The following is a 12,611-nucleotide window of genomic DNA, read 5'->3' on the forward strand; positions in this document are numbered from 1 at the left end:
TGCGCATGCATTTCCCGCAAGGCAATCGAAAACGCGCTTGACAGGGACAAGATTTACACGCGTAATCGATAAAAATTACGGATGTAATCGCATGTCGATCAGTGACGCCGAAGCGGTGGTGATGCAGGTGCTCTGGGATGCGGCGCCACGCAGCGCCGACGAGGTGGTCGCCGCGCTGGCAGGCCGCAGCGACTGGGCCGAGCCCACCGTCAAGACCTTGCTCAACCGCCTGCTCGGCAAGCGCGCCATCCGTGCCGAGAAGCAAGGGCGACGCTATCTCTATTCGCCGGTGCTGGCGCGCGAGCAGTGGGTGCAGCAACAGAGCGAGGGATTGCTGCAGCGCCTGTTCGGCGGACGGGTGGCGCCACTGGTGGCGCACTTCAGCGAGCGCGGAAAACTCAGCGCATCCGATATCGCGGAACTGAAACAACTGCTCAAGGAGCTGGACGATGAATCCTGAGGCCTGGGTCCTGTTGTCCCGCGCAACGCTGTACACCACCGCTGCGCCGCTGGTCTGCCTGCTCCTGCGTCGCCCACTGCGCAAGCGGTCGGGTGCCGGCGCGGCGTATGCGATCTGGTCCTGCGTCCCGCTGGCGCTGGTGGCGGCCTTGTTGCCCGGCCCGTCTCTGGGCATCGCGGTGCCGGGATTGCCGGCGCTGACCGCCATGCCGGCGCTCTCCAGCGTGCATGGCGAAGGTCGTGCGTGGGCAGCATGGCTGGCAGCAGCGTGGCTGGGCGGCGCGGTGGTGATGGCGATCGGATTGTGGACGCGGCAACGGCGTTTCATGCGCAGCCTGGGGCCGTTGCACCGGCGCGACGACCGGCTCTGGTCGGCCGCGCGCGATGCTGGTCTTCCTGCATCGTTGGGACTCTGGCGTCCGCGCATCGTGCTGCCGGCGGATTTCAGTGAGCGCTATAACGCCGATGAGCGCGCCCTGATCCTGGCGCATGAGCGCATGCATCTGCGCCGCGGCGACCTGCATGCCAACCTGCTGGCGGCGCTGATGCTCTGCATCGGCTGGTTCAACCCGCTGATGCATCTGGGCTGGCGTGCGTTCCGGCTGGATCAGGAGCTGGCCTGCGATGCGGCCGTGCTGGCGCAACATCCGGGCAAGCGGCGCAGTTACGCCACCGCCATGCTCAAGACCCAGCTTGGAGGCGACTTTACGCCGCTCGCCTGTCATTGGGCCGCATCGCATCCGTTGACGCAGCGGATCGCGGCGCTGCGCGGTTCCCCCATCGCTGCCGGACGTGCGCGCTGGCGCGCGGCGATGGTCCTGCTGCTGGCGGCGACGATCAGTACAGCCGCCTGGGCACTGCAGCCGGCACGCATTGCGTTAGCGGCACAACCGGCGCTGGCGGCCGGCAACGCGGTGGATTTCGCCACGATGCAACCGCCGAGATATCCGGCAGCCGCGTTTGACGGCGGTATCGAGGGCTTTGTCGAACTGCAGATCGACATCGACCCTGGCGGCGTGCCGCAGCATATCGACGTCGTGCAGAGCAGGCCGGCCGGCGTGTTCGATCAAGCGGTGCTGGAGGCAGCGCGTCAGTGGCGGCTGAAACCTGTTTATGTACATGGCAAGCCGATTGCTTCCACGGTGCGCGTGCCGGTGAAGTTCGAACTGGATGGGTCGGAGCAAACGTCTACCGATGCCGCCGCCGCGCGCTCGGAGGCGCCAGCGTCCAACCGCCTTGCCGGTTGTGCTTCAGCGGGCTGCGCAAGGCGGGAGAGGCCGTGATGCAATCCAGCGCAACCAGCAAAACGACTGCACAATTGTCTGGCGGGCGCGCCGGGTGTCCGGGATTGGCATGTGCCGCGCATACTCGCCGGTTCCTGCACGCTGGCCACGCCCACCCGACAACTGCTCGCCACGTGTTGTCGGCCGTCCTTGCGCCGACCTGCGCCGCAATCCTGGCGCTGTCGCTTGGCGCATGTGCAACGAAAGGGGGGCAGGAACAGCAGCGCAGCCAGCGCGAAGATTCGGTGGACCAGCGCATGCTGAGCGCGCAACCGCGTGGCAATGGTGGCGGCTCCATCCAGTCTTACACGTTGGCGCCAGCACAGCGCTTCCGCATGCCGCGCGCGCTGCGCAGCGATGCGCCGGTGCTGCCGGCCGATTCGCCGCGGCAGAGCTTGCCGCCGACCACCGTGTGCGCGCATGTGATCCTGAACGCCGACGGCGCGGTACAGCGCGTCGACCCCATGTCCGATCGCGACGAATGTGCTGCCGGTCTGCTGCCGGACAATGCCGATCTGGTGCAGTCGGTGCGTACCACGGTGCAGCAATGGCAGTTCGTTCCGGCCGCGCTGTGTACGTTTGCCGCTGGCGTGGCGCAGCCGGCCGCGCTGGACGATTGCAGCGGCGCCATCAGCCAGCAGCCGGTACCGGTGACGCTGTCGTTCGCGTTCACCTTCGAAGTGCGGCAAGGCAAGGTCAGCGTGCGTACCGGCAAGGTGGCGCGTTGAGCGCGCGCATCGCGGCGATCAGAGCATGTCGGGGGCGAACAGGCGCCGCCGCGAGACTTCGTCGCCGGACAGCATGAAGCGGCCATCGCCGCGGTAATGCACCGTTCTCGGGAGCGCGGGCCGCTTGGCCACCTGCGCGCTCACCACTTCCCAGACAAAGAGCGCGTGGCGGTTGATCTGCCGGCCGTCGTGCAGGTGGCATTCGAAACTGGCGTAGCACTCGGCGATGGCCGGCGCTGCGACCCGTTGGCCGGGCACGGCGGTCAGCCCGAAGTGGTCGAACTTGTCGATCTGTGCACCGCTGCTGTTGCCGATGCCGATCACGGTGTCGAGCAGCTCGGCCGTCGGCAGGTTGATCACGCATTGCCTGCTGCGCCGGACCAGCTCGAAACTGTGGTTACCGGGGGCGATGCAGCACGCGATCAGCGAGGGCGAAAACTCCAGCACCATATGCCAGCCCATGGTCATGATGTCGCGCTGGCCCTTGTGGGCCGAGCTCACCAGCACCACCGGCCCCGGTTCCAGGAAGCGGCGCGCCTGCTCCACCGGGAATGCGTGCTTTCGATACTGTTTCATGGACACACCAGCTGATTGAATGCGGTGATCACCGGTGCCGATGCGCTCATTCCAGCACATGCACGCTATCGGCGATGCGCTGCACCTCGTCGGGATTGTGGCTGACATACAGCATCGGCAGGCGGATCTCGTCGCGCACGCGTTGCAGGTAGGGAATCAGTTCTTCGCGGCGCGCCTGATCCAGTGCCGACAAGGGCTCATCGAACAACAGGATCGCCGGTTGCGACAACAAGGCGCGGCCGATCGCCACGCGCTGCGCTTCGCCCCCAGACAGATTGCGCGGCCGGCGTTGCAGTAACGGCCCAATCCCCAACAGCGCCACCACGTCGTCGAAACCGAATGGCGCCGTGCCGCGCGCATGCCGGCCGTAACGCAGATTGCGGCGCACATCCAGATGCGGGAACAGCCGCGCATCTTGGAACACGTAGCCGATCCTGCGCTTGTGCGTGGGCAGGTTGATGCCTTGCCGGGCGTCGTACAGGCAGCGCCCGTCGATGCGGATATGCCCGGCCTGCGGCTGCACCAGCCCGGCGATGGCATTGAGCACCGTGGTCTTGCCCGCACCGGAAGGACCGACCAGGGCCACCACCCGCGCCTGGTCCTGGATGTGGAGATGCCGCTGGAAGTTGCCGCGCTGCAGCTGCAGGTCGATATCGAGCATCAGCCGTCCTCGCGCGGATGCGGCCTGCGCACCAGCCACTCGGACAGCAGCAGCGCCGCCAGCGAGATCGCCAACGCAACGCCGGCCAGCCGCCACACGCCCGATTCCATGCCCGGCACCTGCATCAGCCCGTAGATGGCCGACGACAAGGTCTGGGTTTCGCCAGGAATATTGGACACGAAGGTGATGGTCGCGCCGAATTCGCCCAAGGCCTTGGCGAATGCCAGCACCATGCCGGCGACCAGGCCCGGCCAGGCCAGCGGCAAGGTAATGCTGAAGAACACCCGCCATGGGCCCGCACCGAGCGTGGCGGCGGCTGCTTCAAGACGGCGATCGGTCGCTTCGATGGACAGGCGGATCGCGCGCACCATCAGCGGAAATCCCATCACCGCGCATGCCAGCGCCGCGCCGGTCCAGCGGAACGCGAACTGGATACCGAGATGTTCCAGCAACCAGCTGCCGACCGGCCCCTGCGTGCCCAGCACCACCAGCAGCGCATAACCGGTCACCACTGGCGGCATCACCAGCGGCAGATGCAGCAGGGCATCCAGCAGCGCCTTGCCCGGAAAGCGCCGCCGCGCCAGCAGCCAGCCGCAGGCGATGCCCGGCGGCAGGCTGGCGACGGCCGCAACGATGGCGACCTTGAGACTCAGGCCGATCGCGGTCAGCTCCTGCGGGGTGAACATCGACAACGGCGCGCCTCAATCCTGCAACGAAAAGCCACGGCGAACGAAGATCGCCCTGGCCGGCTTGCTGCCCAGCCATTGCACGAACGCGGCCGTGCCGGCATTGCTGCTGTTCTTCAACGCAGCCACCGGATACACGATGGCGTCGTGGCTATCGGCGGGGAAGGTCGCAACCACGCGGACCTTTGGTTCGGCGCGCGCATCCGAGCCGTACACGATGCCCAGCGGCGCTTCGCCACGCGAGACCAGCATCAATGCGGCGCGCACGCTTTCCGACTCGGCCAGGCGATTGCTTACTCCATCCCACTGACCGAGTTTGCGCAGCGCTGCGGCGGCATACTTGCCGGCCGGCACGCTGTTGGTCTGGCCAACCGCCAACCGACCGCTGTCACCGAGCGCCTTGGCAATCGCGCCGGGCTGGCGCGGATCCACGCGCGGCTTGCTGGTGGCCGGGGCGATCAACACCAGGGTATTGCCGAGCAGGTTGCGGTGCTGCGCCGGCACGACCAGGCCGCGTTGCTGCAGATAGTCCATCCATTCCAGGTCGGCCGAAAAGAACACGTCCGCCGGCGCGCCTTGCTCGATCTGGCGAGCCAGTGCTGAGCTGGCGGCGTAGGAAACGCGCACCGGCGTGCCGGTCGCCTTTTCGTAAGCGGCCGCGGCCTCGTCCATGGATTCCTTCAGGCTTGCTGCGGCAAACACCGTCACCGGCGCGGTCTGCGCAGTGGCCAGGACGGGCAGGGCAAGCATCAGCACGCAGAACGCGCGCTGCCAAAAACCGATCGTGCGCATGGGAAGCTCCAGCAAGGTCAGGCAGCGATCATAGCGGCTGCGCGTCATGCGTCGCGTGGTGGCGACACTGGTGCGTCAGCCAAGCACGTCGTCGCAGCGGCCGGCCTGCAGATTGGTCTGCAATGCCGGCCGGATCAGCCTGGGCTCGGGCAGCGTGGCATCGCGGGCCTGGCGCTGCGCCACGAATGCATCGATCTCCACGCCGTCGCGCACGTGGATATTGCTGCGCCGCTGCTCGCCGATGCTGGTCTGGTACGCCACCTCACGGCCGCCCGGGCCGTAGTCGTGGCAGACGAACACGCGCGTGTCCGCCGGCAGCGCGTACATGCGCTGGATCGAGGCGAACAGTTGCCGTGCATCGCCGCCGGGGAAATCGCAGCGTGCGGTGCCGGCGTCCGGCATGAACAACGAATCGCCGGGGAACAGCGCATCGCCGATCAGGTACGCGATGCTGTCGCTGGTATGCCCGGGCACCGCGATGACACGTACCTGCAGCGTGCCAAGCTCGAAGCGCTCCTCATCGGCGAACAGGTGATCGAACTGCGAGCCGTCGGCACGGAAGTCGTCCGGTAACGCACAACGTGGCGCAAGCGTCTGCTGCACATCGCGGATGCCGTCACCGATGCCGATGCGTGCCTGTGGCCAGTGCTGCTTCAGCCACTGCGCGGCAGACAGGTGATCGGCATGCGCATGGGTTTCCAGCAACCACTGCACCTGCCAGCGGTGGTGGGCGACGGCATCGACGATGGCTTGCGCGGCACGCGTGCCGACCTTGCCGGTGTCGGCCGCATAGTCCAGCGCCGGATCGATCACCGCTGCCGCCCCGGTCGCCGCGTCGGCGACCACATAGGTGAAGGTGTTGCTGTCGGCGTGAAAGAACGCAAGCACCTCGGGCTGCATCGGCGTCTCCATCTCAGGGCGCGGCCAGCGCCGCATTGAGCACGGCGGCCAGTCGGTCGCCAGCCTCGCGCAATTGGGTCTCGGCAAGCGGACGATAGGTCGCGATGTAGTCGTCCGGCAACACGTGCTTGCTCGGATAGACACCGGGCGTGACCGCGATCTTGCAGGAGGCCTGCGCCCATGCCGCAGCCGGCGGTGGCAGCACCGGCGATGTCGCAGCGGTCGCCGGCAACGCCAGCAGGCGTTGCAGATACGCATCGTCATCAAGATGGCGGTCGTTGAGCATGCCGCTGTCCCACAGCGCATGCAGATTGCTGCCCTTGCCGGCGACCTGCAGCTGGAATTCATTGCCGCCCTTGTCGTGCGCGTAGCCGGCATGCATCGGCTGATGGATGTCGCCGACAAAATGCACCACGAACTTCAGGGCCTGCCGGCGCACGTCCAGCGGCTGGCTACGGTCGGCAAGCAGCGCGGTCTGCCGGTCGAGCGCGGCGATCACGCAGTTGCCGTCCGGGCAGTCGCGCGGCGGCGCATACGTGCAGTCATGCTCGCCAAGATTGACGTAGTGCCAGGGCCCGGAGCGCTTGCCCAACTCCGGGTCGTGCTCGCGCAGCTCGTCGGCCCAGCTGGCGACACCGGCCAATGTCGGGTTGGCTTCGCCCTTGAGCAATTGCGCCACCTGCGCTTGCGCCTGCGGGCTCAGTTCGGTCTCGGCAATGCGCGCCACCAGGCGGTGGCCTTGCGGCCCCCAGGCGAACGCGCTGATGGGCTGAAGGGCCGCGACCACGGTTGCGGCAAGAAGGAGGATGCGAGGAGAGAAGGTCTTCATCCGGCAATTGTACGCATCGGTCCGGGACGGTTTGATGGCCGTCCCCGGGCGAAGCACAGCCACGGCTCAGCGTGGCGTCTGCGGCATGCTCAGAAGTACACCAGGTACGACACGCCATAGGTCAGCGGATCGATCCGCGCCTTGCCCAGCCGGCTGCCATTGAAGTCGACGTTGCTGCGCGAATTCGTCCAGCGCGCATCCACCCGCAGGCCGCTGCGATCGTTGAAGATGAAGTCCACACCGACATGCGCGGTGGCGCCCACCGAGTCGTCGAAGCTCAGGTCGCCATTGCCGAAGGCGTCATCGACGTCCTCACCGACAAACGTGGTGTAGTTGATGCCGACACCCACGAACGGCGACACCGTGCCGTAGCCATTGATGTGGTACTGCAACAGCACGCTCGGCGGCACCGACCAGTAGCTGCCCACCTTGCCGACGCCCTCGAGCTCCAGATCGTGCTTGCCCGACACCGCGGCATGCACCTCGATGCCGAGGTTGTTGCGCAGGAAGTATTCGTAGGTGAACGAGAGCGCCGGGGCGCCCTTGATCTCGGCACGCGTGCCACCGAAGCTGCCGCTGTCGGACTTGGGCGAGACATAGCCGGCGCCGTAGCCCGTGGTCCAGTGACCGGCCGATTGTGCAAGGGCGGGCGCGGCCGAGGCGGCCAGTGCGATGGCGAGGGCGGTACGGATCAGCATGCTCATGGAATCCCCGGATAGGTCGGACAGGCGGTCGACGTGACCAACCTGTCCGCAACTCCGGCGGTGGATTCACGTCCCTGGACGCCAAGTGTGCCAGAGATGCATCGCGCACGCTGCCGGGCTCAGAAGCGGTGCACGTAGGCCACGCCGTAGACCAGCGGGTCGATGTTGACCGTGCCGATGCGGTTGCCGTCGAGGCGCGCTTCGGTGTCGATGTCGATCCAGCGCAGGTTTACCCGCAGCGCGCCGCGGTCGCTGAGCTTGTAGTCCACGCCCGCGTGCAGTGCCACACCCCAGGAATCGTCCAGTTCCAGCTCGCTGCCGGCCAGCGCGCCGCGCGTGTCGGTGCTGAAGAAACGGGTGTAGTTGATGCCCGCGCCAACGAACGGCGAGAGCCTGCCCTGGCTGCTGAAGTGGTACTGCAGCGAGATCACCGGCGGCAGATGCTTGGTGCTGCCGACACGCCCCAGGCCACGGAGCGCGATGTCGTGCTCGAACGGCAGCGCAGCCAGTACTTCGATGCCCAGGTTGTCGGCAATGAAGTATTCGGCGGTGAAGGTCGGCTTGATGTCCTTGCCGACGTCCGCCTCCAGCGTGCCGCCGACCAGGCGGCCGTTATCGGACTTGGGAGCGACCTGGTGGGCACCGACGGCAACGGTCCAGTCGCCTTTGGATTGAGCCAGTGCGGGGACGCTGGCGAAGCCGGCGGCCAGGCCGGCGAGCAGAAGGGTAGAGCGCATGCGCATGGAAACTCTCGTTGTGTGCAGGGGATGGAAGAAGTCTTGATGGTTTGCCCGCTGGATGCCTTGATCCTGATCAATCCGTCCGTGTAATGACGTTGCGGGTCATGCGCGGACGCGAGCAGGCACCGGCAGCGGCAGCAGCGATCTGCGCCATGCCGGTGATCGCGCCGGCGCATCGCGTCCGGTCTGCAACGCGATGCGCCTGGCGCAGGCGGCGGCGGGGGAGGAACGCCGACGCCTGCGTGCGCGGTGGAGCAGGCAGCGAGCGGATGGCTGCAGCGCTCGCGCACTTACTTGACCTTGGCGAGCGTGGGCGCATCCACTTCCGGCATCGCCGAGCTGTGGTGGTTGATGATCAGCCACTTGTCGTCGCGCTTTTCATACACGAAGGTGTAGCGCGCCTGCACCTTGCTCTTCTTGCCGTCCTTGTCGGTCAGCGTGAAGGTGTAGACACCGGCATCCACCGCGCTGTCGTCATCGAGCACGCGCACGGTGCGGTAGTTGACGACGCCTTGCGGCTTCTTGGTCAGGAACATCTCGAAGTACTTTTCGATCTGCGCACGCGAGGCGCGCACTTCGTTGGAGACGGTCGGCAGCAACACACCGTCCGGCGCGTACAGGTCGGCCACCTTGTGCGGGTTGCCGGTGGCCAGCGCCGCGTTCCAGGTGTCGAACAGCGCAGCGACTTCGCGCGCTTCGCCATCGGCGGGCAGCGCGGCCTTGTCGGTGTAGTGCATCACGCCGCCAGCCAGCGCCGGGGTGGCGGCCAGGGCCAGAACCAGAGAGAGAAGGGTGCGACGCATGGGGAATCTCCGTTGTGATGGATGGGTGCCTCAGCAGGCAGGGCCAGTATCGAAATCCACGGAGCGCCGAAATGCTGCTGTTCGGCATATGCATCGATACGCCTTTCAGCATATCGATATAAAACTTAAGTAATTGAATTGGAATGGATATATCGAAAAATCAGGCGTAGTTCCGATTGCCGCGCCCGTGCCGCAACTCAGATCGTCACGGGCCCTCAAGTCAGGCAGGCGTCAGCCCCACCGCATCGCTCCGGCAGCACCGATGCTCATCACCTTGTCGATTGACGGCACCCACACAGCGTGCCCACCTTTCGATTCCCGATTCCCGATTCCCGATTCCCAATCCCCACCACGCATGCACCAAGGCACAACGTCCTAGCGCCACATGCTGCAGCGCTGGCGGCAGCACGGCTGCACGAGTGCGACGCTGCTAGAATGGCGGTCCCTTTCCATCCGCCGCGCCATCGCGGCCGCAGGAGCTAGTGAACATGGCAATCAAGGTTGGCATCAACGGATTCGGTCGCATCGGCCGCAACGTGCTGCGCTCTGCGGTGCAGAACTTCGCCAATGACATCGAGATCGTGGCCATCAATGACCTGCTCGAGCCCGATTACCTCGCCTACATGCTGCAGTACGACTCGGTGCATGGCCGCTTCAAGGCCGATGTGTCGGTCGACGGCAACACGCTGATCGTCAACGGCAACAAGATCCGCCTGACCCAGGAACGCGACCCGGCCAACCTCAAGTGGGATGCAGTCGGCGCCGACGTGGTGATCGAGTCCACCGGCCTGTTCCTGACCAAGGAAACGGCGCAGAAGCATCTCGACGCGGGCGCCAAGAAGGTGATCCTGTCGGCACCGTCCAAGGACGACACGCCGATGTTCGTGTTCGGCGTCAACGACAACACCTACAAGGGCGAAGCGATCGTCTCCAACGCCTCGTGCACCACCAACTGCCTGGCGCCGTTGGCCAAGGTGATCAACGACAAGTGGGGCATCAAGCGCGGCCTGATGACCACCGTGCACGCGGCCACGGCGACGCAGAAGACCGTGGACGGCCCGTCGAACAAGGATTGGCGCGGTGGGCGCGGCATCCTGGAGAACATCATCCCGTCCTCCACCGGTGCCGCCAAGGCCGTGGGCGTGGTGATCCCCGAGCTCAACAAGAAGCTGACCGGCATGAGCTTCCGCGTGCCGACCTCGGACGTGTCGGTGGTCGACCTCACCGTCGAACTGGAAAAGCCGGCCACCTACGCCGAGATCTGTGCCGAAGTGAAGGCGCAGAGCGAAGGCGCCTTGAAGGGCGTGCTGGGTTACACCGAAGACAAGGTCGTGGCCACCGACTTCCGCGGCGAAACCTGCACCTCGGTGTTCGACGCCGACGCCGGCATCGCGCTGGACTCGACCTTCGTCAAGCTGGTGTCCTGGTACGACAACGAGTGGGGCTATTCCAACAAGTGCCTGGAAATGGTGCGGGTTGTCGCGAAGTAAGCGCTGCTTTCATTGAATAAAAAAGCGCCTTATGGCGCTTTTTTATTTGAAGTCCTGATCCTTGGTAAACACTCATTCTGCAGTGATGCGCATGTCTTCGCCCTTGCCTGTGACGGCGACTCGGCTACCAACTGCCAAGCCGGAAACTTCGGCACTCGGCTTTGTCACGATTACCTGCGACTTGTTGTCGAAACGGATCTTCAACATGTAGTGCGAGGCTGCACCATTGCTGACAACTTTGTCGCCAACCTGCTTGCCGGCATACGTGCCTGCCGCCGCTCCAGCCTCCGCACCAAGTGGACTGTTGGATTTCAGGCCGAGAAAGCTGCCCGCCATGCCGCCGAAGTTCGAGGCTGCATTCTTCAGGCGCTTGGTACGTTCTGGAACGTTTTCGCCTTTGTTCTCGATGGGTTCCATCGCTGCAATGGTCCCGTGCCTTGCCGATTCGGCCATGACAGGTACAGCAAGCATGAAATGCGCCAGTGCGAGCGCCAGCCATGCAGTACGACTAATCCAATTCCGTGGTTTCATTCGGAGCGTTCCTTGTTTGATAGATTGATGTCGATCAGGGATGGCGCTACTTTTTTTGTTTTGGGCGCCCCCAGCTACGCACATGGTCGTTGCACTTGCTGCCAGCGAAATCGTATCGGGTGATGATTCCGTCCGAATCGGCGACGAAGGTGATTTCGCAATGATGTTCGGCGGGAACGAAGACTTCCTCGCTATGCTGGTTTTCCTGAAAAATCGGGGTGGCGGCCACGCCATTGCCTCCGCCGACCGTGCCGATAATCCCTCCCTGCGTGGTCCAGTAATTGGTGCGGTAGTGCGCCTCTATGCCGAAGTTGTAAGTGTAGGCAGTCTCCTGCGTCTCGGTGTTTTCGGACGTATAGAGCCCTTTCCCTACCGGCCATTGCATCATCAGTTCGCTGGCGTCGTGGCCAATCCAGCTTCGGGCGACATCTTCAGCGGTGCCGAATATGTCGGCAGAGGCCTGCGGTGCGGTCGTCAGCAGGACGAGTGCGCAAAGTGCGGAGAGTGAGTAAGAGCGGAAGAGGGTGTGCATTGTGATACGTCCGTGCAGGGCAGTGATGCCGTTGGTCCTTGCGAATCGGGTGCTCACCCGTGCGCTGGCGCGTTTGTAGCACTAGAGGTAAAGCTCGGCAAGTAGCGAATTACTGGATCTGCAAGACGGCTCAGCGTGGACATCGACCCAGGCGCGTGCGCTAATAACCTGCTGGCCAGTGATTGTTCCTGCGCTGGGACCACAGAGGACGTACAGGGGCACCCAATGAATTCAAGGAGAGACAACGTGCAGATCAATCGTATGTGGATGGGAACCATGGTGCTGACGATGGTGCTGGCAGGGCTGGCGCCGCAGGCAATGGCAAAGAAGCAGACCGGTACGCCGGCCTGGATGAATGCCGATGGCGAGGTGATCAAGTCGGCCGATGTCGAGGCGGGCTATGGCGAAACGGTCAAGGGCATCAACGATTACGAAGGTGAGATCACCGGCAAGCCGGCGCCTGACAGCAAGTTCACCCAGCTGAAGATCGGTATGCCGATGAAGCAGGTCACCGACCTGATTGGTCAGCCGAATGATCAGGGCTCCTACGTGACCGGCAAGGCGTTTATCCCGTTCTTCTTCGGCGGCGACCGTTACCGTTACGAGATGGCCTACAAGGGCCAGGGGCGCCTGGTGTTCGCTGGCAAGTCGATGGACACCGGCGGCAACCTGATCTGGATCATCCATAACAAGAACGACAGCGGCTACCGCGAATAAGTGTCAGACGCCCGGTTCTTCCGGGCGTTTTTTTGGAGTGCATGTTCGTGCCTATGGCCAGTGTGGCTAGGTGGCGCCGACGGCATCGCGTCGCTGCGCTTCAGCCAGTGATTGGCTGCCCAGACGCGGCCTGAGCCTGTATGGTTCGCGCATTCGGCCGGATGCCGACTCAGGGGTTGT

At 64.7% G+C, this 12,611-nt stretch carries 16 protein-coding genes and 1 other RNA gene; 6 read left to right on the plus strand and 11 right to left on the minus strand.

Annotated features, from left to right (window positions below; all coding sequences use genetic code 11):
- The first annotated feature begins 91 nt into the window (after nt 1-91).
- The 4 genes from GGR73_RS09350 (at nt 92) to GGR73_RS09365 (ending at nt 2,470) form a co-directional block, all read left to right on the plus strand.
- Complete coding sequence (locus GGR73_RS09350; protein WP_184456665.1) at nt 92-460, plus strand: BlaI/MecI/CopY family transcriptional regulator; 369 nt, start codon at nt 92-94, stop codon at nt 458-460.
- On the plus strand, nt 450-1,742 hold the full coding sequence (locus tag GGR73_RS09355; protein ID WP_184456667.1) for a TonB family protein: 1,293 nt from the start codon (nt 450-452) through the stop codon (nt 1,740-1,742). Before GGR73_RS09350 ends, GGR73_RS09355 begins: the two co-directional genes overlap by 11 nt.
- A gap of 70 nt (nt 1,743-1,812) precedes the next feature.
- Nucleotides 1,813-1,888: non-coding RNA, sX9 sRNA (locus GGR73_RS09360), on the plus strand.
- Nucleotides 1,877-2,470, plus strand: a complete 594-nt coding sequence (locus GGR73_RS09365; protein ID WP_456362944.1) for a hypothetical protein — start codon at nt 1,877-1,879, stop codon at nt 2,468-2,470. Before GGR73_RS09360 ends, GGR73_RS09365 begins: the two co-directional genes overlap by 12 nt.
- An 18-nt stretch (nt 2,471-2,488) precedes the next feature.
- On the opposite strand, the gene GGR73_RS09370 is transcribed toward GGR73_RS09365, so the two are convergent.
- From GGR73_RS09370 to GGR73_RS09410, 9 genes are all read right to left on the minus strand, one after another.
- The gene (locus GGR73_RS09370) at nt 2,489-3,046 is read right to left on the minus strand and encodes a flavin reductase family protein (RefSeq protein ID WP_104576736.1); all 558 of its coding nucleotides are present in this window, start codon (nt 3,044-3,046) and stop codon (nt 2,489-2,491) included.
- A 46-nt stretch (nt 3,047-3,092) separates the two neighbouring features.
- Complete coding sequence (gene modC / locus GGR73_RS09375) at nt 3,093-3,707, minus strand: molybdenum ABC transporter ATP-binding protein (protein WP_016902262.1); 615 nt, start codon at nt 3,705-3,707, stop codon at nt 3,093-3,095.
- A complete protein-coding gene (modB, locus tag GGR73_RS09380) occupies nt 3,707-4,393 on the minus strand; it encodes a molybdate ABC transporter permease subunit (protein ID WP_179465302.1) in 687 nt (228 codons plus the stop codon). The genes modC and modB overlap by 1 nt, the downstream gene beginning before the upstream one ends.
- A 15-nt stretch (nt 4,394-4,408) precedes the next feature.
- Nucleotides 4,409-5,185, minus strand: a complete 777-nt coding sequence (gene modA, locus GGR73_RS09385; RefSeq protein WP_184456669.1) for a molybdate ABC transporter substrate-binding protein — start codon at nt 5,183-5,185, stop codon at nt 4,409-4,411.
- Nucleotides 5,186-5,260: 75 nt separating this feature from the next.
- Nucleotides 5,261-6,085 carry an MBL fold metallo-hydrolase gene (locus tag GGR73_RS09390; protein WP_184456671.1) on the minus strand — a complete coding sequence of 275 codons (825 nt, stop codon included), beginning with the start codon at nt 6,083-6,085 and terminating at the stop codon, nt 5,261-5,263.
- A 13-nt stretch (nt 6,086-6,098) separates the two neighbouring features.
- Nucleotides 6,099-6,914: a S1/P1 nuclease gene (locus tag GGR73_RS09395; protein ID WP_126967317.1), complete on the minus strand. Its 816-nt coding sequence runs from the start codon at nt 6,912-6,914 to the stop codon at nt 6,099-6,101.
- An 89-nt stretch (nt 6,915-7,003) separates the two neighbouring features.
- Nucleotides 7,004-7,618 carry an OmpW/AlkL family protein gene (locus GGR73_RS09400; protein WP_024938162.1) on the minus strand — a complete coding sequence of 205 codons (615 nt, stop codon included), beginning with the start codon at nt 7,616-7,618 and terminating at the stop codon, nt 7,004-7,006.
- Between the two features lie 119 nt (nt 7,619-7,737).
- Nucleotides 7,738-8,361 carry an OmpW family outer membrane protein gene (locus GGR73_RS09405; protein ID WP_184456673.1) on the minus strand — a complete coding sequence of 208 codons (624 nt, stop codon included), beginning with the start codon at nt 8,359-8,361 and terminating at the stop codon, nt 7,738-7,740.
- 287 nt (nt 8,362-8,648) lie between these two features.
- Entirely contained in the window at nt 8,649-9,161 is a 513-nt protein-coding gene (locus GGR73_RS09410; protein ID WP_102251397.1) for an SgcJ/EcaC family oxidoreductase, read from the minus strand.
- A 488-nt stretch (nt 9,162-9,649) separates the two neighbouring features.
- Here GGR73_RS09410 and gap point away from each other — a divergent pair, with 488 nt between their 5' ends.
- The gene (gap, locus tag GGR73_RS09415; RefSeq protein WP_024938165.1) at nt 9,650-10,651 is read left to right on the plus strand and encodes a type I glyceraldehyde-3-phosphate dehydrogenase; all 1,002 of its coding nucleotides are present in this window, start codon (nt 9,650-9,652) and stop codon (nt 10,649-10,651) included.
- Between the two features lie 72 nt (nt 10,652-10,723).
- Here gap and GGR73_RS09420 read toward each other — a convergent pair whose 3' ends face one another.
- Both GGR73_RS09420 and GGR73_RS09425 read right to left on the minus strand, forming a co-directional pair.
- Entirely contained in the window at nt 10,724-11,122 is a 399-nt protein-coding gene (locus tag GGR73_RS09420) for a hypothetical protein (RefSeq protein WP_046344062.1), read from the minus strand.
- Between the two features lie 106 nt (nt 11,123-11,228).
- Entirely contained in the window at nt 11,229-11,714 is a 486-nt protein-coding gene (locus GGR73_RS09425; RefSeq protein ID WP_046344060.1) for a hypothetical protein, read from the minus strand.
- Between the two features lie 288 nt (nt 11,715-12,002).
- On the opposite strand from GGR73_RS09425, the gene GGR73_RS09430 reads away from it, so the two are divergent.
- The gene (locus tag GGR73_RS09430) at nt 12,003-12,431 is read left to right on the plus strand and encodes a hypothetical protein (RefSeq protein WP_046346046.1); all 429 of its coding nucleotides are present in this window, start codon (nt 12,003-12,005) and stop codon (nt 12,429-12,431) included.
- Nucleotides 12,432-12,611 lie beyond the last annotated feature (180 nt).

It is taken from the genome of Xanthomonas sp. F14 (assembly GCF_014199865.1).

What these genes read in the sequence shown, in the direction of transcription:
- GGR73_RS09420 (WP_046344062.1), bottom strand. Translation starts at nt 11,122, where the DNA reads ATGCTTGCTGTACCTGTCATGGCCGAATCGGCAAGGCACGGGACCATT.
- modC (WP_016902262.1), bottom strand. Translation starts at nt 3,707, where the DNA reads ATGCTCGATATCGACCTGCAGCTGCAGCGCGGCAACTTCCAGCGGCAT.
- GGR73_RS09355 (WP_184456667.1), top strand. Translation starts at nt 450, where the DNA reads ATGAATCCTGAGGCCTGGGTCCTGTTGTCCCGCGCAACGCTGTACACC.
- GGR73_RS09400 (WP_024938162.1), bottom strand. Translation starts at nt 7,618, where the DNA reads ATGAGCATGCTGATCCGTACCGCCCTCGCCATCGCACTGGCCGCCTCG.
- GGR73_RS09405 (WP_184456673.1), bottom strand. Translation starts at nt 8,361, where the DNA reads ATGCGCATGCGCTCTACCCTTCTGCTCGCCGGCCTGGCCGCCGGCTTC.
- modA (WP_184456669.1), bottom strand. Translation starts at nt 5,185, where the DNA reads ATGCGCACGATCGGTTTTTGGCAGCGCGCGTTCTGCGTGCTGATGCTT.
- GGR73_RS09390 (WP_184456671.1), bottom strand. Translation starts at nt 6,085, where the DNA reads ATGCAGCCCGAGGTGCTTGCGTTCTTTCACGCCGACAGCAACACCTTC.
- gap (WP_024938165.1), top strand. Translation starts at nt 9,650, where the DNA reads ATGGCAATCAAGGTTGGCATCAACGGATTCGGTCGCATCGGCCGCAAC.
- GGR73_RS09370 (WP_104576736.1), bottom strand. Translation starts at nt 3,046, where the DNA reads ATGAAACAGTATCGAAAGCACGCATTCCCGGTGGAGCAGGCGCGCCGC.
- GGR73_RS09430 (WP_046346046.1), top strand. Translation starts at nt 12,003, where the DNA reads ATGGTGCTGGCAGGGCTGGCGCCGCAGGCAATGGCAAAGAAGCAGACC.
- GGR73_RS09425 (WP_046344060.1), bottom strand. Translation starts at nt 11,714, where the DNA reads ATGCACACCCTCTTCCGCTCTTACTCACTCTCCGCACTTTGCGCACTC.
- GGR73_RS09410 (WP_102251397.1), bottom strand. Translation starts at nt 9,161, where the DNA reads ATGCGTCGCACCCTTCTCTCTCTGGTTCTGGCCCTGGCCGCCACCCCG.
- modB (WP_179465302.1), bottom strand. Translation starts at nt 4,393, where the DNA reads ATGTTCACCCCGCAGGAGCTGACCGCGATCGGCCTGAGTCTCAAGGTC.
- GGR73_RS09350 (WP_184456665.1), top strand. Translation starts at nt 92, where the DNA reads ATGTCGATCAGTGACGCCGAAGCGGTGGTGATGCAGGTGCTCTGGGAT.
- GGR73_RS09395 (WP_126967317.1), bottom strand. Translation starts at nt 6,914, where the DNA reads ATGAAGACCTTCTCTCCTCGCATCCTCCTTCTTGCCGCAACCGTGGTC.